Annotated in this window: 23 protein-coding genes and 1 pseudogene; 21 read left to right on the top strand and 3 right to left on the bottom strand. The window is 39.1% G+C overall.

Annotated elements, in window-relative coordinates; all coding sequences use genetic code 11:
• Window positions 1-157 precede the first annotated feature (157 nt).
• The 20 genes and pseudogenes from polA to CYK55_RS07395 all read left to right on the top strand — a co-directional run bounded on the left by polA (window position 158) and on the right by CYK55_RS07395 (window position 20,285).
• Window positions 158-2,803: a DNA polymerase I gene (gene polA, locus CYK55_RS07485; RefSeq protein ID WP_126134126.1), complete on the top strand. Its 2,646-nt coding sequence runs from the start codon at window positions 158-160 to the stop codon at window positions 2,801-2,803.
• Window positions 2,804-3,086: 283 nt separating this feature from the next.
• Window positions 3,087-3,923: a DNA-formamidopyrimidine glycosylase gene (gene mutM, locus CYK55_RS07480; protein WP_034688774.1), complete on the top strand. Its 837-nt coding sequence runs from the start codon at window positions 3,087-3,089 to the stop codon at window positions 3,921-3,923.
• Window positions 3,896-4,516 carry a dephospho-CoA kinase gene (gene coaE / locus CYK55_RS07475; protein ID WP_152538784.1) on the top strand — a complete coding sequence of 207 codons (621 nt, stop codon included), beginning with the start codon at window positions 3,896-3,898 and terminating at the stop codon, window positions 4,514-4,516. The genes mutM and coaE overlap by 28 nt, the downstream gene beginning before the upstream one ends.
• A 57-nt stretch (window positions 4,517-4,573) precedes the next feature.
• On the top strand, window positions 4,574-4,906 hold the full coding sequence (locus CYK55_RS07470) for a hypothetical protein (protein ID WP_010735312.1): 333 nt from the start codon (window positions 4,574-4,576) through the stop codon (window positions 4,904-4,906).
• A 458-nt stretch (window positions 4,907-5,364) separates the two neighbouring features.
• Window positions 5,365-5,850 (top strand): transcriptional regulator NrdR, encoded by a 486-nt coding sequence (gene nrdR, locus CYK55_RS07465; RefSeq protein WP_034688768.1) that lies wholly within the window; start codon window positions 5,365-5,367, stop codon window positions 5,848-5,850.
• A gap of 22 nt (window positions 5,851-5,872) precedes the next feature.
• On the top strand, window positions 5,873-7,255 hold the full coding sequence (locus tag CYK55_RS07460) for a replication initiation and membrane attachment family protein (RefSeq protein WP_034688765.1): 1,383 nt from the start codon (window positions 5,873-5,875) through the stop codon (window positions 7,253-7,255).
• Window positions 7,255-8,181, top strand: coding sequence for a primosomal protein DnaI (gene dnaI / locus CYK55_RS07455; RefSeq protein WP_034688763.1), 927 nt, complete (start codon window positions 7,255-7,257; stop codon window positions 8,179-8,181). The genes CYK55_RS07460 and dnaI overlap by 1 nt, the downstream gene beginning before the upstream one ends.
• Before the next feature lie 183 nt (window positions 8,182-8,364).
• Window positions 8,365-8,796 carry a hypothetical protein gene (locus CYK55_RS07450; RefSeq protein WP_034688761.1) on the top strand — a complete coding sequence of 144 codons (432 nt, stop codon included), beginning with the start codon at window positions 8,365-8,367 and terminating at the stop codon, window positions 8,794-8,796.
• 223 nt (window positions 8,797-9,019) lie between these two features.
• Window positions 9,020-9,712: a tRNA (adenine(22)-N(1))-methyltransferase gene (locus CYK55_RS07445; protein ID WP_034688760.1), complete on the top strand. Its 693-nt coding sequence runs from the start codon at window positions 9,020-9,022 to the stop codon at window positions 9,710-9,712.
• Between the two features lies 1 nt (window position 9,713).
• The gene (locus CYK55_RS13780) at window positions 9,714-10,325 is read left to right on the top strand and encodes a Nif3-like dinuclear metal center hexameric protein (protein ID WP_241234759.1); all 612 of its coding nucleotides are present in this window, start codon (window positions 9,714-9,716) and stop codon (window positions 10,323-10,325) included.
• The gene (locus CYK55_RS13775) at window positions 10,322-10,837 is read left to right on the top strand and encodes a Nif3-like dinuclear metal center hexameric protein (RefSeq protein WP_241234758.1); all 516 of its coding nucleotides are present in this window, start codon (window positions 10,322-10,324) and stop codon (window positions 10,835-10,837) included. The genes CYK55_RS13780 and CYK55_RS13775 overlap by 4 nt, the downstream gene beginning before the upstream one ends.
• A 15-nt stretch (window positions 10,838-10,852) precedes the next feature.
• Entirely contained in the window at window positions 10,853-12,085 is a 1,233-nt protein-coding gene (pepT, locus tag CYK55_RS07435; protein WP_034688758.1) for a peptidase T, read from the top strand.
• 200 nt (window positions 12,086-12,285) lie between these two features.
• Window positions 12,286-13,188, top strand: a complete 903-nt coding sequence (locus tag CYK55_RS07430; RefSeq protein ID WP_034688757.1) for a diacylglycerol/lipid kinase family protein — start codon at window positions 12,286-12,288, stop codon at window positions 13,186-13,188.
• Between the two features lie 13 nt (window positions 13,189-13,201).
• Window positions 13,202-13,474 carry a DUF1294 domain-containing protein gene (locus tag CYK55_RS07425; protein ID WP_010735321.1) on the top strand — a complete coding sequence of 91 codons (273 nt, stop codon included), beginning with the start codon at window positions 13,202-13,204 and terminating at the stop codon, window positions 13,472-13,474.
• Between the two features lie 10 nt (window positions 13,475-13,484).
• On the top strand, window positions 13,485-14,537 hold the full coding sequence (locus CYK55_RS07420; protein WP_034688756.1) for a lysylphosphatidylglycerol synthase transmembrane domain-containing protein: 1,053 nt from the start codon (window positions 13,485-13,487) through the stop codon (window positions 14,535-14,537).
• A 542-nt stretch (window positions 14,538-15,079) separates the two neighbouring features.
• Window positions 15,080-15,815 (top strand): annotated as a pseudogene (locus tag CYK55_RS07415) (PTS sugar transporter subunit IIC); the annotation flags it as partial.
• 26 nt (window positions 15,816-15,841) lie between these two features.
• Complete coding sequence (locus CYK55_RS07410) at window positions 15,842-16,324, top strand: GrdB-related putative oxidoreductase (protein WP_241234757.1); 483 nt, start codon at window positions 15,842-15,844, stop codon at window positions 16,322-16,324.
• A 383-nt stretch (window positions 16,325-16,707) separates the two neighbouring features.
• Window positions 16,708-19,320: an ATP-dependent chaperone ClpB gene (gene clpB / locus CYK55_RS07405; protein ID WP_034688754.1), complete on the top strand. Its 2,613-nt coding sequence runs from the start codon at window positions 16,708-16,710 to the stop codon at window positions 19,318-19,320.
• A gap of 362 nt (window positions 19,321-19,682) precedes the next feature.
• Window positions 19,683-19,895 carry a hypothetical protein gene (locus CYK55_RS07400; RefSeq protein ID WP_241234756.1) on the top strand — a complete coding sequence of 71 codons (213 nt, stop codon included), beginning with the start codon at window positions 19,683-19,685 and terminating at the stop codon, window positions 19,893-19,895.
• A gap of 33 nt (window positions 19,896-19,928) precedes the next feature.
• Window positions 19,929-20,285 (top strand): GRP family sugar transporter, encoded by a 357-nt coding sequence (locus tag CYK55_RS07395; protein WP_126134124.1) that lies wholly within the window; start codon window positions 19,929-19,931, stop codon window positions 20,283-20,285.
• Window positions 20,286-20,365: 80 nt separating this feature from the next.
• Here the strand turns inward: CYK55_RS07395 and CYK55_RS07390 are convergent, their stop codons facing one another.
• Genes CYK55_RS07390 through CYK55_RS07380 form a run of 3 tightly spaced genes read right to left on the bottom strand, consistent with a single transcriptional unit; the run spans window position 20,366 to window position 22,759 of the window.
• Window positions 20,366-21,034 carry a hypothetical protein gene (locus tag CYK55_RS07390; protein ID WP_126134123.1) on the bottom strand — a complete coding sequence of 223 codons (669 nt, stop codon included), beginning with the start codon at window positions 21,032-21,034 and terminating at the stop codon, window positions 20,366-20,368.
• On the bottom strand, window positions 21,027-21,521 hold the full coding sequence (locus tag CYK55_RS07385; RefSeq protein WP_126134122.1) for a nucleoside 2-deoxyribosyltransferase: 495 nt from the start codon (window positions 21,519-21,521) through the stop codon (window positions 21,027-21,029). Before CYK55_RS07385 ends, CYK55_RS07390 begins: the two co-directional genes overlap by 8 nt.
• Window positions 21,522-21,541: 20 nt before the next feature.
• On the bottom strand, window positions 21,542-22,759 hold the full coding sequence (locus CYK55_RS07380) for a GNAT family N-acetyltransferase (RefSeq protein WP_126134121.1): 1,218 nt from the start codon (window positions 22,757-22,759) through the stop codon (window positions 21,542-21,544).
• Window positions 22,760-22,907: 148 nt separating this feature from the next.
• Between CYK55_RS07380 and lepA the strand changes: the two genes are divergently transcribed.
• Complete coding sequence (gene lepA / locus CYK55_RS07375; protein ID WP_034688749.1) at window positions 22,908-24,743, top strand: translation elongation factor 4; 1,836 nt, start codon at window positions 22,908-22,910, stop codon at window positions 24,741-24,743.
• The last annotated feature ends 143 nt before the right edge of the window (window positions 24,744-24,886 follow it).

The following is a 24,886-nucleotide window of genomic DNA, read 5'->3' as shown; positions in this document are numbered from 1 at the left end:
ATCTAGTATAAACGGCGTTCAAAAAGTAACACTGGTGTCTTACGCCTTAGTACGGACCGCTTTTCTAATAACCTTTTGCCTGTCCGTTTTTTCTTTTCGCATTCTTTGGCATTCTTTGTTAGAATGAGAAAGAACTTTATAGTAAGGAGTTAAGCGGATGACTAAAAATAAATTATTACTCGTTGACGGAAATAGTGTGGCCTTTCGTGCATTCTTTGCGTTGCACAATTCGTTGGAACGTTTTAAAAATCGTAATGGGTTGCATACAAATGCAATCTATGCGTTTCATAATATGTTTGAAAATGTCATGCAAAAAGAACAACCAACGCATGTTTTGGTTGCTTTTGATGCGGGGAAGACAACATTCCGAACAGAAATGTACGCAGAATACAAAGGGGGTCGTTCAAAGACACCGGGAGAATTCAAAGAACAAATGCCCTATATCCGTGAGCTTCTAACCGGTCTAGGAGTGAAGTATTACGAGTTGCCGAACTATGAGGCAGACGATATCATCGGTACTTTAGCAAAAAAAGTGGATAAAGAAACATTCGATGTAGTTGTTTTGTCAGGTGACCGAGATTTAACACAATTGGCATCAAAAGAAATCAAAGTCGATATCACTGTGAAAGGTGTAAGTGATATTGAAAGTTATACGCCAGAACATGTGGCGGAAAAATATGATGGCCTTACACCGAAACAAATCATCGATATGAAGGGACTAGCAGGAGATGCTTCTGATAATATCCCTGGAGTAACTAAGATTGGCGAAAAAACAGCGATTAAATTATTGAAACAATATGGTTCCGTTGAAGGGATCTATGAACATATCGACGAAATGAAACAAAGTAAGATGAAAGAAAATCTGATCAATGACAAAGAGCAAGCTTTCTTGTCTAAAAAATTAGCAACGATCGATACCAATGCGCCAGTAGAAGTTGATATTGACTCCCTTGCCTATCAAGGGAAAGACTTAGACAAATTGGTGCCTTTCTTCAAGGAAATGGATTTCAAACAATTTCTTGCTAAATTAGATGTGGTCGAAGAACAAGTCGAAATGAAAGATATTTTGTTTGAAGTGGTCCATGAATACGATGAGAGCATGTTCCAGACAAATATGGCTTTATATGTCGAGATGATGGGCGACAATTATCATACAGAAGACATCGTAGGTGTGGCTTGGGGAACACCAGAGAAAATCTATGTGACAAATGACTTAGCGATTTTTGAAAATGAGGCCTTTCTTTCATGGCTCGGGGACAAGACTCGTCTGAAAAATGTATATGATGCTAAGCGTACGTATGTGGCATTGAATCGCTATGCAACGAAATTACAAGGGATCGACTTTGATGTCTTACTAGGTGCCTATTTATTGGATACGAACGAGAAAAGTGAGGACATCGAAGGGATAGCAACACATTATGGGTATCACGATATCCAATCGGATGAAGCAATCTACGGAAAAGGCGCGAAGAAAGGTCTACCTGAAGATGAAGAAGTTTTCTTTGCCCACCTTGCACGAAAAGTTTCAGCAATCAATGGCTTGACGCCTAAACTAAGTCAAGAATTAGCTGAAAAAAATCAAGAAGATCTTTTCCGAAAAATGGAATTACCTTTGTCGATCATCTTGGCTGAAATGGAAATTACTGGGATCAAAGTGGATGCGACTCGTCTTCAAGAAATGAAGATCGAATTTTCAGATCGATTGAGAGAGATCGAACAAAAAATCTATGAAGAGGCTGGAGAAGAATTCAATCTAAATTCACCTAAACAATTAGGTGTGATCCTTTTTGAAAAGATGGGTCTCCCAGTGATCAAAAAAACCAAAACAGGGTACTCGACTGCGGTTGACGTCTTAGAACAATTACGTGAGCAAGCACCGATCGTTGATGATATTTTGATCTATCGTCAAATCGCTAAAATCCAATCGACCTATGTCGAAGGTTTACTGAAAGTGATCCAATCGGACGGGAAAGTCCATACTCGCTATGTTCAAACATTGACGCAGACAGGCCGTTTGAGTTCAGTTGATCCCAACTTACAAAATATTCCGATCCGTTTAGATGAAGGTCGTAAGATCCGTCAAGCATTCGTTCCTAGAAACAAAGATTGGTTGATTTATTCTTCTGACTATTCTCAGATCGAACTACGTGTATTGGCGCATATCTCAGATGACGAGCATTTAAAAGCTGCCTTTTTAGAAGGACAAGATATCCATTCAAGTACAGCAATGCGTGTGTTCGGCATTGAAAAAGCCGAAGACGTCACACCAAATATGCGTCGTCAAGCGAAAGCAGTCAATTTTGGAATCGTTTATGGGATTTCTGATTATGGATTATCACAAAACTTAGGCATTACTCGTAAAGCGGCTCAACAATATATCGATACGTACTTTGAAAAATATCCAGGTGTCAAAGAATACATGGAGCGTATCGTTCGTGAAGCGAAAGATCAAGGTTTTGTAGAAACGTTATATCATCGTCGTCGTTATTTACCCGATATCAATTCAAGAAACTATAATATTCGTTCATTTGCCGAACGGACAGCGATCAATACACCGATTCAAGGAAGTGCGGCGGATATCCTGAAAATCGCCATGATCGAATTGGACAAACGCTTGAAAGAATCGGACTTGCAAGCGACGATATTGCTTCAAGTGCACGATGAATTAGTATTTGAAGTGCCAGAAAGTGAATTAGAGATGTTAGATAAATTAGTCAGCGAAGTAATGGAACAGGCGGTTGCTTTACATGTTCCACTGATCACAGACAGCAGCTGGGGCAAAACATGGTATGAAGCCAAATAATTCTTAACTTTTATACCGATGGACAAACATCGAGGAAAGATCATGGATCGGGTTCGTTCGATGCAGGGTTAGATTGTAACAGAGATGTCCAGCTCTGAGAATAAGGCGAGAAACCCGAAAATTGTTTTTCAAATTTTGGGGTTTCTTGGCTTATTTCTGAAGTAGTTGCTTGTGGAACACCGTTTATTCTATTTTAAGTTCAAGGACAAATATAGTTTTTATTTTTGTCTCAGATAAGTTCGATTCAAAATCAAATAAGTGAAAATTGTAGGTGAGAAAAAGGATGCCCGAATTACCAGAAGTTGAAACTGTCCGTAGAGGATTAGAGAAATTAGTGAAAAACAAAAAAATCAATAACGTCCAAGTGCTATGGCCGAGAATCATTGAACAACCGGAGGTACCGATTTTTGAAGCAACGTTAATTGGTGAAACCATCGAATCGATCGGTCGCAGAGGGAAATTTTTGATTTTTCACTTGAGTCATTATGAAATGATCTCTCATTTACGGATGGAGGGGAAATATCAATATTTTAAAAAAGAAGAACCGATCGATAAACACACACATGTGATTTTTTCTTTTGAAGATGGCAGCCAATTACGATACCACGATGTACGAAAATTCGGCCGTATGACGATCGTTGAAAAAGGAGCGAGCAATACCTATAAAGGAATTTTGAAATTAGGTCCAGAGCCTTTACCAGATTTATTCTTATTAAAAGACTTTACCTTAGGGCTACAAAAGTCACACAAAGCCATCAAACCTTTGTTACTTGATCAAAAGTTGGTCACAGGACTAGGAAATATCTACGTAGATGAAGCATTATGGGAAGCGAAGATCCATCCAGAGCAACCAGCTGATTCTTTACGCCCAAAAGAAATCAAATTACTCCGTCAAGCAATCATTGATGTGTTGTCACGAGCAGTTGAAGCAGGGGGAACAACGATCCGAAGTTATCTCAATGCGTTAGGTGAATCAGGGAGTTTCCAAGTGGCTTTACATGTCTATGGGCAGACAGGAGAAGCATGTGTTCGTTGCCAAACACCAATCGTGAAAACGAAAGTTGCGCAAAGGGGGACGCACTATTGTCCAACATGTCAGAAATTAAGAATATCCAAGTAGGATTTGTTTTAGGTTTGACTGGGGGAATTGCGACAGGCAAGAGTACTGCCGCTGCTATTTTCCAACAATATGGCTTTCCAGTGATTGATGCCGATCAAGTGGCAAGAGAAGTCGTTGAACCGGATACGCCAGGACTTCATGCGTTGATTCAAGCATTTGGGAAAGAGATCCTCCAACAGGACGGCCACTTAGATCGGGCAAAACTTGGACAATTGATTTTCGGCTCTGTCACTGCACGTGAGCAATTGAATCAAGTATTAGATCCATTTATCCGTGGGAGAATCACTGAAGAAATCATAGAGAAGAAAGCACAATATCCGCTAATCGTCGTCGATATTCCTTTATTGTATGAAGGACAGTATGATACACAGATGGATGCCGTCGCAGTTGTCTATATTCCTGAATCTCAGCAAATCGAACGCTTGATGGTACGCAATCAATTATCGAAACAAGAAGCAGAACAACGAGTGAAAAGCCAACTGTCAATCGAGGAAAAGAAACGACGTGCGGATATCGTATTTGATAATCGCCAAACCAAGGAAGATTTATCCGCTGTAATTAAAAAATGGTTGTTGCTTAATCGCTTTCTTTGAGTAAATCGCAACATTTTGCTATGCTATTTATATAAAGAAAGAGGGGGAGATGATACGATGGGTACATTCAAAAACCAAAAAGATAAAGTAGTAGGTTCTGCGAAAGAAAAAATTGGTGAGATTCTCCACAAAGAAGATTTACAGGAAAAGGGCCAGATCCAAGCAGAAGAAGGTAAAATTCGTGAAGATGAATATCGGGCGAGAATTGCTGAGTTAGAAGACCAACATGTCGAAAAAGAATCCAAGCGACAGGACTTAACCACAGAACGCAAAGATCCAGAAACAAGCCCTGAAGTAAACCAAGACCCCCAAGTCGATCATCGTTCAACAGAACAAAAAATCGAAGAAGAACGAATGAAACATTACACGGGAATCGAAGATAAACTATAGGGATTACCCAAGCATTTAGTAAAATAGAAAATCAAAAAGAAACAGGCTGGTGCTAAACACCAGTCTGTTTTCGTTCGTTGAGATAAAAACACAACAAATCTTTCATTTCAAGCGATTTTTTAACTGGGACAGTCGCATTGCTTAATTGTTTCATGTTATACTAAAGTTAGTAATAAGAAAACGTTTATTACGATCCACTTGAATTAGTTCAATAAAAAATCAGTGGAAAAAAATCTAAAACAATAAGCAGTGAAGTTGTGAAAATCACTTTGAACTGAGTAATAAGATATAAATTGAAAAAATCCTTTTCATATTTTATAATTTTTAAGCTTAGTGTTGAAAACCAGTCTTCTTAAGACCAATGATCCATAATTGGTGGAAAGAGTTGACTGATAGAACAACTTCATTTGGTACATTCAAATAAGCGATTAAACTACACCAAGAGAGGTGAAATTACGATGAGATGTCCTAGATGTCAACATAACAACTCAAGAGTGATCGATAGTCGTCAAGCTGACGATGGTCGTGCGATAAGAAGACGCCGTGAGTGCGAAAAATGTTCCTTCCGTTTTACGACCTTTGAGCGAATTGAAGCGGCACCTTTATTAGTCATCAAGAAAAATGGTGAACGAGAAGAATTCAATCGTGACAAGATTTTACGTGGATTGATCCGTTCTGCCGAAAAACGTCCAGTAGCGATGGAACAAATGGAACAGATCGTCAACCATGTTGAAAATCGTGTAAGAAGTCTTGGCGAAAATGAGGTTTCAACTAATCTGATCGGTGAATACGTCATGGAAGATTTAGTGAACTTAGATGAAATCGCCTATATTCGCTTTGCGAGTGTCTATCGTCAATTCAAAGATATGTCTGTCTTTTTGAAAGAATTACAAGATATTGTTGATAAAGCAAAAGATACGGGTAATAGTGAAAATGATGCGTAATTAATAAAGGAGGGAGTATTCCTTGGAAAATGCGTGGAAAGAATTACAACCGAAAAATATTTACCAAGGAAGAAAGAGCAGTCCTTTAAAAGAAGAAGGAAAGTCTGCCTTGTTATCCCTTTACCAACCATTGATCGGGGGAGAAGCGTTGAGTCTTTACTTGACGCTGTATTCGGAGATCTCGTTAGAAACTGGCGTAGGTCCTGAAGGACTACACGCCGATTTATTGAGTAGTCTAAGTTGTGGCTTACCGCAATTTTATGAGGCACGAAAAAAATTAGAAGGAATCGGTCTTTTAGAAGTCTATTTCAAAAAAGATGAAAATTTGGGTAATTGTTTTCTTTATGAGTTGTTAGAACCGATGGACGTTCCTACGTTTTTCAATGATACGTTACTTTCTTTTTTACTTCTAGAAAAAGTTGGCGAACGTCGATTCAACCAATTGACAGAATTATTTAAGCCAAAAAATCTTTCGCATGAAGGCTATCAAAAAATCACTAAGAAGTTTTTGGAAGTCTATCGGTTCAATGAAACAGTCTATGCAGCAAACCAAGAACAAGTGGAATCGATCCAGCAAAAATTCACACCTGTTGAACCCAAATCATTGATCGCAGATTCAGACTCGTTTGACTGGACGTTTTTAACCGATTGGTTGAAGAAACAACACATCAATCAGTTGACAGAACCAGTTCTGCAACAAGCGAAAACATACCAACAACTCTATGGCTTCGATGAACTGACTTTAGGAGAGTTGATTCTACAGTCATTTGATTTTACGACAGAAGAAGTATCTTTAAAAGAACTCCAACGGATCGTCTTGTTACGGCAGCAACAGCAGAATACGTTGCGACAATCGAGCAACACTCTGGTTACCGATCAGTCTGCTGAAACAGGTGTCCCTGTCAATCAGGCGTTGCCTAGTGCTGCACAACAATTGATCCAAGTCGCACGCCAAACCCCACCGATGCGTTATCTCGAAGCGATAAAAAAAGAAAAAGGCGGGTATGTTTCCAAACAGGAAAATTGGTTGTTGCAAGATTTGGTCACCCAATCTGGTCTGTCTAGCAGTGTCATCAACATTTTGATCAACTATGTGTTAGTCATAAAAAACCATGCGAGCTTAAATGCGAGCTTCGTGAATACGATCGCTAATGAGTGGGCGCAAAAAAAAATCAGTATGCCAGAAGAAGCGATTGAGCATCTCCATACATTGAGTACGAAAGCGAAGCAACCGAAAGCGTCAAAACAGAACAACACGTCCAATTATCGACGAAATGTAAGGCGAGAAAAATTGCCTGATTGGGTCAATCAACCAAAAGACGAAACACAAATCAGTACAGAGAAAAAAGCCGAGATCGATCGTCGCTTCAAAGAGTATCTGGCTAAAAAGGAAGGTGAGAGCTAATGGAAGATGTGGGAAAAGAACTGAAGAAAATCATCAGTAAACGCAACTACCAAGAAAAGTATTCCGAGATGATTGCTGAAGTTTTGAATGATGCGGACGTTCAAGCCTTTCTGTCAGCCCATCAAGACCGACTGACGCAAGCGGATATCGAAAAAAGTTATGCCAAACTCTATGAGTATGTCCAAGAAAAAAGAAAATATCAAACGAATGATCCAACCATGATCGCTCCCGGATATGAACCAAAATTGACATTGAACTTCCACTATGTCGACGTCACCTACGTGCCGACAGAAGCGCTCTTAGCTCGTCAAAAACAAGAAGAGATCAAGAGTCGTGTGAAAGCAATGGATATGCCCAAAGACATCCAATCTGCTTCCTTTGAAAATTTCGAACGAACAGATGGACGTGGCTATGCAAGCTTAGAAGCATTAGACTTCGTTGAACAATATTCAGCTGATCCTAAAAGCTTTCACAAAGGGTTGTACTTGGTCGGAAGTTTTGGTATCGGGAAAACCTATCTTTTAGGTGCAACAGCGAAAGAACTGGCAATCAAAGGATTCACCACAACGTTGGTTCATTTTCCAACATTTGCAGTTGAAATGAAGCAGGCCATCGGTAAAGATCAAGTGGCTGAGAAGTTAGATGCGGTGAAGAAATCGCCGATCTTGATGATCGATGATATTGGAGCGGATGCGATGAGTAGTTGGATCCGTGACGAAGTATTTGGTGTCATCTTACAGTTTCGAATGCAAGAACAATTGCCAACGTTCTTTTCTTCAAACTTCACGATGAACGAATTAGAACAGCATTTGACGGTGACACAACGAGGCGATGAGGAACCGTTGAAAGCCAAACGGATCATGGAACGAATCCGCTATTTGACAAAAGAAATCGAAATGACAGGCCGAAATCGCCGAAATGGCTAATGGTATTAAATGATTTTTACAGAAACAGGTTGGAGTATCTACTCAACTGTCACTGTTTTTCACCTTTTCAATAAAAATTCATAAAATGAACAAAGTTAAGATGAAACGAATCCATGGACTTGAGGAAATAACCGGATGGAATCATCAAAGCAGTAACGCAAGAAATTACACGGAGGATGTATGATGAAAGCTATTTTAACTGGTCTAGTTGCTGCCGGTCTCTTGTTTGCATTGGCAGGCTGCGGCAACGAAGAAGGAAGTACAGGTTCAATCGATTCGATCAATGCAGAATCGACAGTGGAAACAGATAGTTCTACCGAACAAAAGCAAAGTGTGTTTACAGGTACGATCGAAAGCTTCGGCGAAGCGGAAGGTGATGTATACCAAATCACCGTCAAAGATGTAGAAGAAATAAAAGATCCAGCAAATATCGGTACATCCTTCAGCAATGATGGAGTGATCTTAAATGCTTCAGTGGATCAAATCACTGGTGGTGTCGATTCCTTGAAAGAAGGAGAAAAGATCGAATTTAAATTGGTAGAAATGGCGGTCATGACGATGTCGATCCCTCCACAAGTTCCTGGAAATTCGATCATTGAGATCACTGCCCAATAAAAAAAAGAATCAATCGAGATCTTTTGATTAATTGTTAAAAAAAGACTGGGATATTTTCCCAGTTCTTTTTTCTATTGAACATAAACTAATGTTATGATAGGAATAAGAACAATAGTTATCATAAAAGCGTAAATAAGTAGGATAACTTTGATAAGTAAGTGTTTGTCCAAAGGCGTGACAAATTGGATGACATCCAAACATTCAGTAGTTAAGGAGTGGAACAATGAATCACACAGAGTTATCGAAACGTCTTGAAACTGTCGGACGTTTTGTACCAGAAGCTGCTCGTTTAGCAGATATCGGTTCAGATCATGCGTACTTACCCGTCGCATTGATGCTAAAAGGGAAAATCGACTTTGCTGTAGCTGGAGAAGTCGTTAAAGGACCCTATGAATCGGCAAAACGACAGGTGATGAAAAATGGACTGTCTGAGCGAATAGAGGTACGCTTGGCTAATGGATTAGATGCCATCGAAAAGCACGATCAAATCAGCGCGATCACGATTGCTGGCATGGGAGGCTCTTTGATTCGCGACATTTTAGAATCTGGTCGGCAAAACCAGCGCTTATCGGGAGAAGAACGTTTGATTCTACAGCCCAATATTGGCGAAAAAACGCTAAGAATGTGGCTAAAAGAAAATAACTATCAGATCATTGCAGAAGAAATCATCGAAGAAAACAAAAAAATCTATGAGATCATCGTAGCTGAAAAGAAAGAACAGCCCATCGATTATTCTGAAAAAGAGCTGATGTTTGGGCCATTCTTACTCGAAGAGAAAAACGCTACTTTTTCGGCAAAATGGCAACGTGAGCTTAAACAACGTGAAGTGATCTTAGAGCAATTAAAAAATGCGAGTGAACAAAACAGATATGAGACAATCCAACAAGAGGTGGAATGGATCAAGGAGGTTTTATGACATGTCCATTAAAGCACAAGATTTCATCAAAAAATTTGAAAGCTATTGCCCGCAATGGTTAGCAGAAGAAGGCGATCCAGTTGGGTTGCATATCGGCACCTTGGACAAACCGATCCAACGTGTGATGATGACTTTAGATGTCCGACCAGAAGTGGTGGCAGAAGCCATTGAGAAAAAAATCGATCTTTTGATTGCAAAACATCCCCCTATTTTTAGACCAGTCAAACGCTTGATCACTGATTCTCCACAAGAAAAAATGTACGCTGATTTGTTGAAACATGACATTGCAGTCTATGCAGCTCACACAAACATGGATATCATTGAAGATGGGTTGAACGATTGGTTTTGTGAGCAATTAGGAATTGAGGTCACAGGTCATCTTGTTCAAACACATGAACGTGGCTATAAAAAATTGATCAGTTACCTTCCAGTGGAGGATGCTCCGCGTTTAAGAGCTGCCTTAGCAAAAGCGGGGCCGGAGAACAAGGAGAGTATGATAGTACAAGTTTTACCTCTATCGGCCAAGGTCGATTCCGTCCAAAAGCTGGGGCGAATCCAACAATTGGTGAAGTCGGCCGTGCTGAACAAGTCCAAGAAGCCAAAGTCGAAGTGATCTTCCCAGAAAATATAGAAAAGAAAGTCTTACAAGCGATGTTTACAGCACATCCTTACGAAGAACCAGCATTTGATTTGTTCTCGATCGATGCACCAGTTAAAACCTGGGGATTAGGTCGTATTGGGGAACTAGCAAAAGAACAGAGCTTGGATGATTTCGCAGCCCATGTAAAAGAAGTTTTTCAATTGGAAGGTTTACGTGTGGTTCGCCCAACGACAAGTCCACAAAAAATGATCAAACGAGTCGCTATTTGTGGTGGGAGTGGTGAGAAGTTTTATCCCGCTGCCTTGGCTCAAGGAGCGGATGTCTATATTACTGGCGATATTTATTTCCATACAGCGCAAGATATGCAAAGTGCAGGATTAGCTGCAATTGATCCTGGCCATTATATCGAATCATTGTGCAAGGAAAAATTTGTAGAGAAGTTTGAAAAGTGGAAAAACGAAGAGAATTGGACGGTTGACTTTTTTGTTTCAGAAACATCGACCAATCCATTTGAATTTAAATAAAAAGGAGAGTCATTTATGTACGAGAACTTATTACCGCGATTTTTAAGATATGTCAAAACGGAAACACAATCCGATCCAACAAGTCATACTACGCCATCTACGCAAACGCAAGTAGAGTTTGCGCAAGTTTTGAAAAAAGAATTAGAAGATCTAGGCTTGTCTGATGTAACATACAATACAGAAAATGGTTTTGTGATTGCTACACTACCTAGTAATATCGATCATGACGTACGTTCGATTGGTTTTATTGCTCACATGGATACCGCTGATTTCAATGCTGTAGGCGTAAATCCTCAGATCATTGAAAATTATGATGGCGAATCAACGATCGTTCTAGATAAAGAAGGGCGCTTTACCTTGAATGTCAAAGATTTCCCTAATTTAAAAAATTATGATGGCCATACGTTGATCACCACTGATGGTACGACATTATTAGGCGCAGATGACAAAGCAGGTATTGCAGAAATTATGACAGCTATGGAGATTTTGTTGAAAAATCCTTCAATTCCTCATGGGGAGATCAAAGTTGCTTTTGGTCCAGACGAAGAAATCGGAGTTGGTGCGGATAAATTTGACGTAGAACAGTTCAACGTGGATTTTGCTTACACGATCGATGGTGGACCTTTAGGAGAATTACAATACGAAACGTTTAGTGCAGCGCAAGCAAACATCACGATCCAAGGGAAAAATGTCCATCCTGGTACAGCGAAGAATACAATGATCAATGCTTTACAATTAGCGATCGACTTCCACAATGAATTACCAGCTGATGAAGTTCCTGAAAAAACAGATGGTTACGAAGGATTCTTCCATTTGATGGCATTGAATGGTAGTCCAGAAGAGGCGAAAATGAGCTATATCATCCGTGACCATAAACGTGAGTCATTTGAAGCAAGAAAAGCAATGATCACAAGCATGCAAGAAAAAATGAATCAACGGTTTGACCAAGAGCGTATTCAAGTAGAAATGTATGATCAATACTACAACATGCGTGAAATCATCGAAAAGGATATGAGTATCGTTGATCTAGCTGAAAAAGCAATGATCGATTTAGATATCAAGCCAGTGATCGAACCGGTACGTGGTGGGACAGATGGCTCAAAAATCTCTTATCTGGGGATACCAACACCAAATCTATTTGCGGGTGGCGAAAACATGCACGGACGTTTTGAATTTGTGTCCCTACAAGTCATGGAAAAAGCGACAGATGTGATTGTTAAAATCGCGGAGTTGAATACGCAGGTGTAATCGATCCGTTTCATTGGTAAAAAAGATTAAATTTCAACCAATAATCTCACATTATTGGTTGATTGCTACACTGCGTTGACATATGATTGATTCGAGGCTATTTTAGTCAGTGCTCGAATCACTGTTCATGGGGGAGGGTGAGCGTTTATTTCGCATCCACTCCCTTTGTTTTTTGCAGGAAAGTAGGAGGAATATGGTTTATGAAGAAGTTACTGGTATTTTATAACAAAAGTTCAGGAAAGGATGAAGGGGAACAATTAGCTGAATGGTTCAAAGAGTATGTCGCAAAACACCGACCAGAACTAGAGGTTTATCTAACGGAAACTGGACCGTCGATCAAAGATGCAACATTGAGGGAAAAAGCAAAAGAACATGAGGTAGATACACTAGTCATCATTGGTGGTGATGGCACGATCCATCATATCATCCAAGCATTCCAAGATGAATTAGACCATTACCATGTTGGCTTATTGCCTGGTGGAACGATCAATAACTTAGCGAAAGTGTTAGGCATTCCTTTTGAGAAAGAAGAAGCCGCAGCGATGATGTTAGAGGAAACGATCCGCAAAATCGATTATGGGAAAGTGAATGATAAAGTAGTCATTTCTACTTTAACTATTGGCATATTAGCAGACACAGCGGTCTGGATCAGCCAAAAAGAAAAGCAAAAATATGGTTCATGGATCTTTATCAAACGTTTCGTGAAATTATTGCTAAAAAAGAAAAAATATCATTTGGATATCAAGACGGATGAAGAGCATTGGAAGGGCAAAGCACAGTTGTTGACGATCACGATGTCTAACTCAGTAGGTGGTTTTACTGGTTTCGACGATTCTGCTGCACCTGATGATGGCAAGTTCCACATCACCATCGTTCCTTCATTAGATTTTTTCCGGTTTGCATTTTATCTCCCACGTATGATCAAAGGTAAGATCTATTCTGTTCCTGGAATCAAATATCTGACAGCTAGTCAAGTCAATATCCAGGCACGAGAAAAGAAAGTGACGACTCGGACGGATGGTGATACTACAGATGACTTACCGATCGAATTAAAAGTCATCCCAGAAGGTATAACGATCTATGTACCAAAAGATGAGCAATAATTGGAGGAAGTTGATGGAAGTATTGATGCATAATCCCTTATGGTTTTATTTATTCATTGTGAATGTTTATCTATTTGGCTTGATGGGTTATGATAAACGTCAAGCAAAAAAAGGTGCTTGGCGTGTACCAGAAAGTAATTTGTTGTTTGTTAGCTTGTTAGGCGGTGGTTTGGGCGGTTTGTTCGCACAACGCATATTTCGTCACAAAACTAAAAAAAAGAAGTTCACGATCGTTTTCATGTTAGGAATCATGATTGATCTCGTCTTGATCTATTTTTTCCATTAAGGAGTCGTACATGTCTACTAAAGGAACAAAAATCAAAATCATCATTAATTTATTATTATTGACTATTATTCTCGCTATTATTTATTATTTGATCAACCAATCTTTTGCGGATATTTTCAAGGAGTTGCTTTCAACAAGTGTCCAAGTGCTTCTGGCGATGTTTTTTTTCGGTACACTTTATCAAATTGTAGAAGGTCGCTCAATCAAAGAGATCGCCAAGCCGTTTTCCAAATCCTTCAGTACAAGTGATGGATTCTGGACGTCTTGTTATATTGCCTTTTATCGGATTGTCTCATTTGGAACGGGTACACTGATCTCAGAAATTTATTTTTACAATAAAAAAGGGATGAAGTTTTCTCAAGGAGCAGGAGTCACTGCCCTGCATATGATCATGTATAAATTAGCGGTGATCACTTATGCAGTCATTGGCTTGATTGTTCAATTTTCTTTGTTCTACGAAAAGGCACCCAATATGATTTGGTTTATCATTGCTGGTATCATTTTGACGGCTTTGATCATATTATTTCTTGTGACCGTCTCCGTCAGTTTGAATCTTCAAGTTTTTTTCGTCAAAGTGTCCAATCGGTTATTCAAAACTGAACGTTTACGTCACTGGGTCGATACGTGCAACAGCCAGATCTATTCACTTAGAGAAACGGTGCAAACGATCATCCAAGATCGCACCGCATTGATCAGGATCTATTGTTGGAACCTGCTAAAACTACTCTGTTGGTATGTGATGCCTTATCTGTTTTTAGTAGGAAATCATCCAAATCTTGATTTTCTTTTGACATTTTCATTTATCAGCTTTGCAGTGGTGTTATCAGGAGTCTTGCCAACACCCGCAGGCATTGGCTCGTTTGAATTTGTTTATCTATTGCTCTTTCGTCCTGTAGTTGGAACGGTAGATGCTGTTTCTTCCTTATTGCTTTATCGATTTGGCTCGTTCATCTTGCCATTCATTTATGGCTTTTTCTACGTGATTGCAGAAAGACGGAATATCTTACGTCAAGAGATCCATGAGGTAAAGGCAGAAAAAAAGCGTACAAAGGGGAAAATTTAAATAATTTGAACAACTTTCAAGGAGAATTTAAATGGAGGATCAGTCTGAGCTGAAAATGCTTAGATTGATTCTTTTTTGTTTATTGAAAAATATCTGTTCAACGATTGCTTTCACGTAGAATAAGGTAGACGTTGCTATCTCTCAAACAAGACAGTCGCCCGAAATGTATGGAAGAAACAATCAGCACCAGTAGGGTAAAATTAAAATTCCTTCATTAGTTGCTGAAAGACTATACTTAATGGTATATACTATATATAAAAATTAATAGAAAGCTTAGCTTTTGACAAGAAATATTTTCTTGATTTTCCTCATCCTACAAACAGGATAAAGGACGATAAAAGTTGCTCTTTCATTTTTGGACCGTTCAACTTTTAGACGTATGACTTTTGATGTCAGAATGAATCGACTGTTTGATGAATGATATGTAGTTAGAAAGTAGGTAATAAAATGAAAAATAAGGGTTTTTCCAAGATATAGCTGGAAAAATTGCACAACGAATCAATGATGGAACTTACGTGACCAGTCAAAAGTTGCCTTCAGAAGCAAACCTAACCTCATATGGTCATTTACAAGAAATACTATTTAAGTTCTTACAAACTCCTTTACTTAGCTTAGGAAATACTCTAGGTGCGATGATCATAGCCTACTTATTCTTGCACTTTTTTTGGTTTTTCGGTATCAACGGTTCGAGTGTGGTTGGGGCAGTATTCAATCCGATTTTACGAGCACTATCCGTTGAAAATTTAGATGCCTTCAAAAATGGCGCAGATATACCAAATATTATCACAGGTCAATTTCAAGATATGTTTGCTACTTTTGGTGGTGGAGGATCTACGCTTTCATTGATTTTAATTATGATTCTAGTATACAAAAGCCAACGAGTAAAAAACTGTCGGAATTGTCACTAGTACCAGGGATTTTTGGGATCAATGAACCGATTATTTTTGGATTACCGATTGTCTTAAATCCAGTCTTACTAATTCCATTTGCACTTGTACCCACGATCAATATTATCATTTCCTATTTTTGTATGGAGTTAGGATTAGTTAATTATACGAATGGTATTCAACTACCATGGACAACACCACCGATCATTTCTGGTTTTTTAGTTAGTGGTTGGCAGTCATCTGTTTTGCAAGCATTACTGATCTACTAGGAATGGCTATTTATTATCCTTTAATTCAAGTGCTAGATAATCAGCATTTAAAAGAAGAAGCAGAAGCGGTACGGGAAGAAGAAGAAATCGATTTTGACGAATTCGATTTTGATGATTTATAGGAAAAGAGGCCGTAGGAAAAAAAGTCTTGATTCTCAATCATTTGACTGCAGGCTTGGGCAGTGATGAAAATGCCCAGCTACCTCCTGGAGGCAAAAAAACAGCCCTTGGACCAGGTCGTCGTACCTTAAATACACTTTTTCATGGACATGATACAGAAATCATTGCTACTTTGTATTGTGGTGCTCAGTATTATCTCGCTCACCAAGAAGAGGTAAACAAAAAATTTATAGGTTTTGCCAAAAAAATCGTTGCAGATGCTGTTCTTTGTGGCCCCGCAATGCATTATGCTAATTTTGGCATGATGGCGGCCCAATTATCCTTAGTCTTCGGTGTACAAGGAATCCCAAGTGTAGTTGCGATGTCTGAAGAAAATCCTGCCTTTGGACGCTATGCTAAAGAGATCAATATAATAAAAATGCCTAAAAAAGGCGGAATTGGTTTAAATGATTCATATAAAAATATCAGCTCCTTTATTTCAGCGCTCGCTCATCAAAATCAATCATCATGACTTGATTTTGATGGATCAACTAGTTTGTCCCAAGCACTCATCAGAAATAAATACCTTTAGGACGGAATAGGACCAGCCTCTAGAATTAAAGGTAACAACCACGAAATTATTCTGTAAATAATTGCGGTTGTTGCCCTTATTTTTATAGAGTTTTCTTTTGTTTCTGCCGTTTATTTGGTATAGAGTGACGGACAACATTTCCTGTAACTTTTGTCTCAAATTTTTTTGATGATCGCGAGTATAATCTTTGACCAAAGCTGACCAAATGAGTATAATAATCTTGTAAAGGTTAAAGAAAACGAGACTTTAGACGGATGTTATAGACGTTAGAGAAAGTTATAGTTGACTTTGACCAAACAACTTCTACTACAGGAGGGAAATAGATGAATAGTGAAAAAATGACAACTACGCTCCAAGAAGCGATTGCAGAAGCACAACAAGTAGCGATGACAAGAAAACATCAAGAAATCGACATCGTTCATTTATGGAAGATCTTTTTACAACCAAATCATTTTGGCCGTAATCTATATACAGATGCAGGTATCGATGCAGATGCGTTTGAACAAGAGATTGATCGAGTGTTAGATGAGTATCCAACAGTCTCAGGCAGTAATGTTCAATACGGACAAAATCTTAGTCAAAATCTTTTTCATTTATTGAATGAAGCGGATCAATTGAGAGAAAGCTTTGGTGATGAATTCTTATCCACTGAGATCGTGCTATTAGCTTTAATGAAATTAAAAAATTATCCACTGACTGTTTATTTGACAAAACAGGGACTGAATGAAAAAGAATTGCGTAAGAATATCGAAGACATGAGGGGAGGAGAGCGTGTGACTTCTAAAAATCAAGAAGAACAGTATAAAGCGTTAGAAAAATATGGTATCGATCTCGTCCAACAAGTTCGTAGTGGCAAAATGGACCCGATTATTGGCCGAGATGAAGAGATTCGTGATGTGATTCGAATCTTGTCACGTAAAACTAAAAACAACCCTGTGTTGATCGGGGAACCTGGTGTTGGTAAAACAGCGATTGTTGAAGGATTAGCTCAACGAATCGTTCGCAAAGATGTACCAGAAAACTTAAAAAATAAAACCATTTTTTCTTTAGATATGGGTGCCTTGATTGCCGGAGCAAAATTCCGTGGGGAGTTTGAAGAACGCTTAAAAGCAGTCTTGAAAGAAGTGAAGAAAAGCGATGGACGGATCATCTTGTTCATCGATGAGATCCACAACATCGTCGGGGCAGGAAAAACGGAAGGTAGTATGGATGCCGGTAACTTACTTAAACCGATGTTAGCTCGTGGGGAACTTCATTTGATCGGTGCGACTACTTTAGATGAATACCGCCAATACATGGAAAAGGACAAAGCGTTAGAGCGTCGTTTCCAAAAAGTATTAGTGAAGGAACCAACTGTTGAAGATACGATCAGTATTCTTCGAGGATTGAAAGAGCGTTTTGAGATCCACCATAGCGTCAATATCCATGATAATGCTTTGGTTGCGGCAGCTACATTATCCGATCGCTATATCACAGATCGCTTTTTACCTGATAAAGCCATTGATTTGATCGATGAGGCAAGTGCTACGATCCGAGTGGAAATGAATTCCATGCCAACGGAATTAGATCAGGTGACTCGTCGCTTGATGCAGTTGGAGATCGAAGAAGCAGCTTTGAAGAAAGAATCTGATGATGCAAGTAAAAAACGTTTGAAGAACTTACAAGAAGAACTAGCCGATCTTCGAGAAGAAGCCAATGCGATGAAGATGCAGTGGGAAACTGAAAAAGAAGAAGTAAATACCGTTTCTTCTAAACGTGCAGAAATCGATAAGGCAAAACACGAATTAGAAGACGCAGAAAACAATTATGATCTTGAGCGTGCCGCTGTTTTGCGTCATGGTACGATTCCACAATTAGAGAAAGAATTAGCAGAACTAGAAGCAAAAACAAAAGACAGTGACATCAAGATGGTACAAGAATCTGTCACTGAAAATGAGATTGCTCAAGTTGTCGGTCGTTTAACAGGGATTCCAGTAACGAAACTCGTGGAAGGTGAACGCGAAAAACTAATCAAGTTGAATGAAACACTTCATAAACGTGTCATTGGGCAAGATGAAGCGGTAGATGCAGTGAGTGATGCGGTCATTCGTTCTCGTGCAGGATTACAAGATCCAAATCGACCATTAGGTTCTTTCCTATTCTTAGGACCAACTGGTGTCGGTAAAACCGAGCTGGCAAAAGCTTTAGCAGAAAACTTATTTGATTCTGAAGAGCATATGGTGCGGATCGATATGAGTGAATACATGGAAAAACATGCCGTTTCTCGTTTAGTTGGTGCGCCTCCAGGTTACATTGGCTACGAAGAAGGTGGACAGTTAACAGAAGCTGTGCGACGAAACCCATATACGATCGTTTTGCTGGATGAAATTGAAAAGGCACATCCAGATGTCTTCAATATTTTATTACAAGTATTAGACGATGGACGTTTGACGGATTCAAAAGGTCGAGTCGTTGACTTTAAAAATACGGTGATGATCATGACAAGCAATATCGGTTCTCAATTATTGTTGGAAGGTGTTACCGCGGAAGGTACGATACCAGAAGAAGTCGAAGAACAAGTGAGAACGATTCTTCGTGGTCATTTCAAACCAGAATTTTTGAATCGTATTGATGACACGATTCTATTTACACCATTAAGTCTAAACAATGTCAAAGGGATCGTTGACAAGATGGTTTCTCAATTAGCACATCGTTTAGAACATCAAGAAATCATTTTGGAAATCAGTGACGAAGCAAAAACATGGATTGCAGAAAATGCGTATGAGCCTGCGTATGGCGCACGCCCATTGAAACGATTCATTACAAAAGAAGTCGAAACGCCTTTGGCTAAAGAAATAGTCGCTGGTAAAATCATGCCAAAATCGAAAGTAACAATCACTTTGTTTGATCACCACTTGGCATTTGCAAGTGAAAACTTACCCGAAGATGAATCATAAGAAACGCTTGTACCACCCTTATACATGACAGTAGGGAAAAGCATTACCTGTCAAAGTAGTGGACTATTACTGATAGTCTGCACTTTGACAGGTATTTTTTTCGTCTATACTTAATAAAATAATCAGTGGGATCATTGAATGGACAACTACTGAAAAGTGAATGGTGATAGCTAGATCAGAAACTAATCCTATGATTTACTGTATTCAAAACAGTAAAAGCAAGTGTTCTCATAAAGCGACTGACAAGCTAAGATAGAAGATGTAGATGAGGTGATAGTGTGATGATCAAGGAATGAGAGAACGCAATCATTCAATATATTTTGATGGATGAACATACGACGGGCACAAAAATAGCGAAACACATGAATTTATTGAATAAAACAGTTTCACAATCATTAAAATTGATCGATGAACTATTTAGCGGAACAACCATCGAATTAATTAAAAAACCACGAGTCAGTGTCTCGATCAATAATTATCCAAATGAAGTACTAAGTGAGCTTGATACGACGACAATGGTAATAGTTCCAGCTTCTAAAAAAAACGTATTCAATTCCTCTGTTTTGAACTCTTGAAAAAAAGACCTATTTCACTTGCCTGCGTTTTTGATGATATATGTAACGAGCACAAGTTATTTTGATATTCATGGACCGAAAGTGTTTCTACCTCAATCCATCGGCATGTTTGTTGGAGGGATGATCCTCTCAATGAAGAAGATCAGACAATTGAAAGTCAATGCAATTGATCGAAATATCGTCACCGGTTATTCTTGGTTGATCGCTAATACGACGTTATTTGCTGTGTCTGTGTCTTTAGGTGTATCCCTTTTCGCAAATGAGTTTACTTGTCTCAACTTAAGGAAGCATCATTCTTTTGAGAGAGAAGAAGACATCATTAGAAAAACGCTCAATCTATTTGGGTACATAGGTGTATGTAGTGGGTGTGGTTGGAATGAGGTTTTTTAAATAAAGAATTAAAAAAATTGACAAAGGATTGAACAAAATCCCTTGCCAATTTTTTTATTTATCATATTTACTACGATTGATCAGTGATCTAATTTTTGTAGTCGGTAACTCTCAAAATGTGCTGGGTCTTTTTTCACTTGGACCCACGCATAAATACCCATGATAAAGGCGCCGACTGTATTTGTTAGTAAATCTCCCATTGTATCCATCAATGCTTCTCGTCCGACGAAGAGAGTACCATCAGATGCAGCAAACCGTTGCAAGTTCATCCCTAAGAATTGATCGCATAAAAATTCCCAGAATTCCCAGAAAACTCCGCACAACCCAGCAAAAGCAAATCCAAATAAAAGAAATAGCCAAGGACTTGTTTTCTCGATTGGTGCATCTTTCAGCAAGAAGCCGATCAAACCGTAACCTAAGGCAGTCAGAACCATCGGGCTGACTGCGTGTAAGATTTTATCCCAAAATGAAATAATACTAATCAAATGCATACCTGTTCCTAAAAAGACCGAGATGAACAAGAAAAACCAATAAAATAAAACAATTGCATCAGGAACATGGATCTTGAACAATCGGCGAGTGATCTGTGGCAAATAAATCAATAAGATACCTGCCAAAGATTCGACGATAAAGGTGATTCCTTGTGTGGTCGAATATTTGTTTGTTACAAATTCGAAAATGTTATAACCAACAACAAATAGACCGAAAATCGTTAATGCAATCTGAACTTTTTTTACTGTCTTACTCACTAATATTTCCTCCAGCTAGATATGATTTCAATGCTTCGAACAATGCCTTTTCAGAAGATACGATCGTTCCGTTCAACTTGATCAAGCCGACCGTATAAAGATTTAAATAATGGAACTGATTTTCACCAGCCTGTTGCAAGGCAGCGACTTTTTTTGGATGAGTCGCTCCTTGTTGGCGGCTGTCTGTATATAAACCAATGATCGGGATGCCTTTTGCATAGGCGACACCGATTTCAGAAGCAACTCCGGCATCGATCGTTAATCCGTCTAAAAGAGCAATCATCAAGTCACTTTCTAGTACTTTTTCAGTATCAGCCAAGGCAATCATTTTGCTGTCTGCATAGGCAGTCTTATCATTGATTGCTTCGTTTTCTTGTGGGAGATAGATCGACAAATCAGAAGAAATCTCTCTGATTTTTTTAACAAGAGATTCGTTATAAAGCAAATCTCCTTTTGCAAAAAGTGGTGCTGCAAAATAAATATTCATTCGTTTCAACATCCTTTGTATTAGAAATAGTCACTAAAATAAGCTTCCATGTTTGGGATGAGTCGCTCTAACGTCTTGACCATCTCCTCATCCGTGGTTATGCGCTCGATTCGAGCAAGGTAAGAAGCACGACGATAATTCATCATTAGACACGTCAATGTTTGGATATCTAAACGAACCATTTTACCAATCGGTTCGTTAACGATCGACAGGCGACCATCTCGCCACGTCAAGCCAAATACGCCATTATTCCAAGGTGCCACGGAATCTTCCACGATGAAATGGAAGTCTTCTGCTGTACCAGAAAAAGGGAAGTGTTGGATAAATTCTTTGACATCAACGATCCTTGCCATAAAGTAGGGTTCGATCTGTTCTTTGATTTGGCTATCTTCTAATAAGAAAGCAAGGGGTTCATTTTTGTAGATATCACCATGTACCCAGTAAACCATTGAGAAATGCGCAGAGATGAAGTTCCACAATCTGTTACGCGCCTCTTGATTCAGATAAAACATCTCTTTTACATGGAATATTTCTTCTGCGACCCAATAAAACAGTACACCAATTGGTTCATTGTTGCTATTATAATAGATCGCCGCAGTTCGTTCTTCTTCATTCTCGAAACGCCAGTATTCTTCCCAGTGAAACGCACTACGGAACAATGCCCCATGATTTTTATTGGCAAATTGCTGGTACACTCGGAAAACATCTTCGTGATCGACAGGTAGTCGCTCGACAATACCTGAAACGGGCACTTGTTTAGGTAGCTGTGTATCACGTATTTTAAAGGATAGCTTATCTGACATAATTTCCCAACCTTTACGCCTGTAGTAGGGAATATTGTAAGGATAGAGATAAGAGATCCACTGTTTATTTTTACGCATGTTATCTAAAGCTACGATGATCAAGTCTTGCATCAGTCCATGATTCGCATATTCGGGATAGGTGCCAACTCCAGTGACACCACCCATTTGATAATGCGTCCCGTGGATATTGACTTCACAAGGATAGATCGCGATTTGAGAAATCAGTTTTTCTTTATGAAACCAGCCGAATACATTTGATAATTCTAGAATCGGTCGCTTAGAACGTACAAATTCTCTTTTGTTTTCGAATCCACTTTCTTCAATATCCGAGTCAGTGACTTGAAACACATAGGAAAGTAATTCATTGAACTGATCAACATGTTCCTCCGTGACAGGCTTCAACTCAAAATTTTCTCTAAAATCTGTTTGGTCCATTTTTTCAACTCCAATTTAGTTACTTGTTCACAGTATAACAAAAGTTTCCAAAAAAAACTTCTAAAGTCCTTAGAAGGAAAAAGTCTTTAAATTCCTCCTTTTCGTTGGTATAATGAAAAGTGCTGATTATATGAAAAGAGGAGACGCTATGGATATAAAGAAAATGAAACAACGCCAAGAGCAAATTCGGAATTTTTCGATCATTGCTCATATCGACCATGGGAAATCAACTTTGGCCGATCGGATTTTGGAAAAGACGAACACTGTGACGTCTCGCGAAATGCAAGATCAGTTATTAGACTCCATGGATCTAGAACGTGAACGTGGGATCACGATCAAACTTAATGCCGTAGAATTGAACTATACGGCAAAAAATGGGGAGACATACATCTTCCATTTGATCGATACCCCTGGGCACGTCGATTTTACCTATGAAGTATCCCGAAGTTTAGCTGCCTGTGAAGGCGCAGTCTTAGTCGTGGATGCCGCTCAAGGGATTGAAGCACAAACATTAGCCAATGTTTATTTGGCATTAGATAATGACCTAGAGATTTTACCAGTCATCAATAAGATCGATTTACCGGCCGCAGATCCAGAGCGTGTGCGTAATGAAATCGAAGAAGTGATCGGCATCGATGCCAGTGAAGCGGTATTAGCAAGTGCGAAGTCTGGGATCGGTATCGAAGAAATACTAGAACAAGTAGTGGAATATGTCCCAGCACCTTCTGGTGATATCGAAGCGCCTTTGAAAGCATTGATTTTTGATTCGATCTATGACAGCTACCGCGGAGTTATTTTAAACGTACGTATCACCGATGGTGTTGTTAAAGCAGGGGATAAAATCAAATTGATGAGTAATGGCAAGACCTTCGATGTGACCGAAGTCGGCGTTTTCTCACCAAAAACGATTGCTCGTGACTTCTTGATGGTCGGTGATGTTGGTTATATCACAGCAAGCATCAAGACAGTCCAAGATACAAGCGTCGGGGATACAGTGACACTAGCGGACAATCCAGCTGCAGAAGCTTTACCAGGTTATCGTAAAATGAATCCAATGGTCTATTGTGGTTTATACCCGATCGACACATCACGATATAATGACCTACGTGAAGCATTGGAAAAACTTCAACTGAACGATGCAGCATTGCAGTTTGAACCAGAAACGTCACAAGCACTTGGTTTTGGCTTCCGTTGTGGTTTTTTAGGGTTGCTTCACATGGATGTTGTTCAAGAACGTTTGGAACGTGAATTCAATCTTGAATTGATCACAACAGCACCATCTGTAATCTATCATGTCAATAAAACAGACGGTTCGATGGTCGTCGTTGATAATCCTGCTGATTTTCCTGAACCAGTCACGATCCAAGATGTCGAAGAACCTTTTGTGAAAGCACAGATCATGGTACCTAATGAATACGTTGGTGCAGTCATGGAACTTTCTCAACGCAAACGTGGTGACTTTATCACGATGGACTATTTAGATGATTACCGTGTCAACGTCGTTTATAACTTGCCATTGTCAGAGATTGTTTTTGACTTCTTCGACAAACTAAAATCAAGCACGAAAGGCTACGCCTCACTTGATTACGAAATGTCAGGTTATCAAAAGAGTAAGCTAGTCAAAATGGATATCTTGCTGAATGGTGAAAAAGTCGACGCATTAAGTTTCATCGTTCACCGTGATTTTGCGTATGAACGCGGAAAAGCAATCGTAGAAAAACTGAAAAAACTAATCCCTCGTCAACAATTCGAGGTACCAATCCAAGCAGCAATCGGCCAAAAAATCGTTGCACGTTCAGACATCAAAGCCTTACGTAAAAATGTATTGGCAAAATGTTACGGGGGTGACGTTTCCCGTAAACGTAAACTACTTGAAAAACAAAAAGAAGGTAAGAAACGAATGAAACAAATCGGTAACGTCGAAGTCCCTCAAGAAGCCTTCATGGCAGTTCTGAAAATGGATGAGGATGAACCGAAGAAATAGTAAGGGGTCTAGCCGTTGGGCTAGACTTTTTTTTGTTGAATTTTCCCACGGATTTATGGGAAAATTCAATTTATACTGTCTGTTAACATTTTCTTTTATATTTTCCAACATGATAGGAATCTTAACTACTGAGTAATCACTAG

The sequence above is a fragment of the Enterococcus mundtii genome (assembly GCF_003957375.1).
In the GTDB taxonomy this organism is placed as follows: domain Bacteria; phylum Bacillota; class Bacilli; order Lactobacillales; family Enterococcaceae; genus Enterococcus_B; species Enterococcus_B spodopteracolus.
The sequence above is the reverse complement of the archived record's forward strand: the minus strand, read 5'-3'. Positions and strand labels throughout refer to the sequence as shown.

Coding starts and splice junctions, on each gene's coding strand:
- polA (WP_126134126.1), top strand. CDS start 158: ATGACTAAAAATAAATTATTACTCGTTGACGGAAATAGTGTGGCCTTT.
- mutM (WP_034688774.1), top strand. CDS start 3,087: ATGCCCGAATTACCAGAAGTTGAAACTGTCCGTAGAGGATTAGAGAAA.
- coaE (WP_152538784.1), top strand. CDS start 3,896: ATGTCAGAAATTAAGAATATCCAAGTAGGATTTGTTTTAGGTTTGACT.
- CYK55_RS07470 (WP_010735312.1), top strand. CDS start 4,574: ATGGGTACATTCAAAAACCAAAAAGATAAAGTAGTAGGTTCTGCGAAA.
- nrdR (WP_034688768.1), top strand. CDS start 5,365: ATGAGATGTCCTAGATGTCAACATAACAACTCAAGAGTGATCGATAGT.
- dnaI (WP_034688763.1), top strand. CDS start 7,255: ATGGAAGATGTGGGAAAAGAACTGAAGAAAATCATCAGTAAACGCAAC.
- CYK55_RS07450 (WP_034688761.1), top strand. CDS start 8,365: ATGAAAGCTATTTTAACTGGTCTAGTTGCTGCCGGTCTCTTGTTTGCA.
- CYK55_RS07445 (WP_034688760.1), top strand. CDS start 9,020: ATGAATCACACAGAGTTATCGAAACGTCTTGAAACTGTCGGACGTTTT.
- CYK55_RS13780 (WP_241234759.1), top strand. CDS start 9,714: ATGTCCATTAAAGCACAAGATTTCATCAAAAAATTTGAAAGCTATTGC.
- pepT (WP_034688758.1), top strand. CDS start 10,853: ATGTACGAGAACTTATTACCGCGATTTTTAAGATATGTCAAAACGGAA.
- CYK55_RS07430 (WP_034688757.1), top strand. CDS start 12,286: ATGAAGAAGTTACTGGTATTTTATAACAAAAGTTCAGGAAAGGATGAA.
- CYK55_RS07425 (WP_010735321.1), top strand. CDS start 13,202: ATGGAAGTATTGATGCATAATCCCTTATGGTTTTATTTATTCATTGTG.
- CYK55_RS07420 (WP_034688756.1), top strand. CDS start 13,485: ATGTCTACTAAAGGAACAAAAATCAAAATCATCATTAATTTATTATTA.
- clpB (WP_034688754.1), top strand. CDS start 16,708: ATGAATAGTGAAAAAATGACAACTACGCTCCAAGAAGCGATTGCAGAA.
- CYK55_RS07400 (WP_241234756.1), top strand. CDS start 19,683: ATGAATTTATTGAATAAAACAGTTTCACAATCATTAAAATTGATCGAT.
- CYK55_RS07395 (WP_126134124.1), top strand. CDS start 19,929: ATGATATATGTAACGAGCACAAGTTATTTTGATATTCATGGACCGAAA.
- CYK55_RS07385 (WP_126134122.1), bottom strand. CDS start 21,521: ATGAATATTTATTTTGCAGCACCACTTTTTGCAAAAGGAGATTTGCTT.
- CYK55_RS07380 (WP_126134121.1), bottom strand. CDS start 22,759: ATGGACCAAACAGATTTTAGAGAAAATTTTGAGTTGAAGCCTGTCACG.
- lepA (WP_034688749.1), top strand. CDS start 22,908: ATGGATATAAAGAAAATGAAACAACGCCAAGAGCAAATTCGGAATTTT.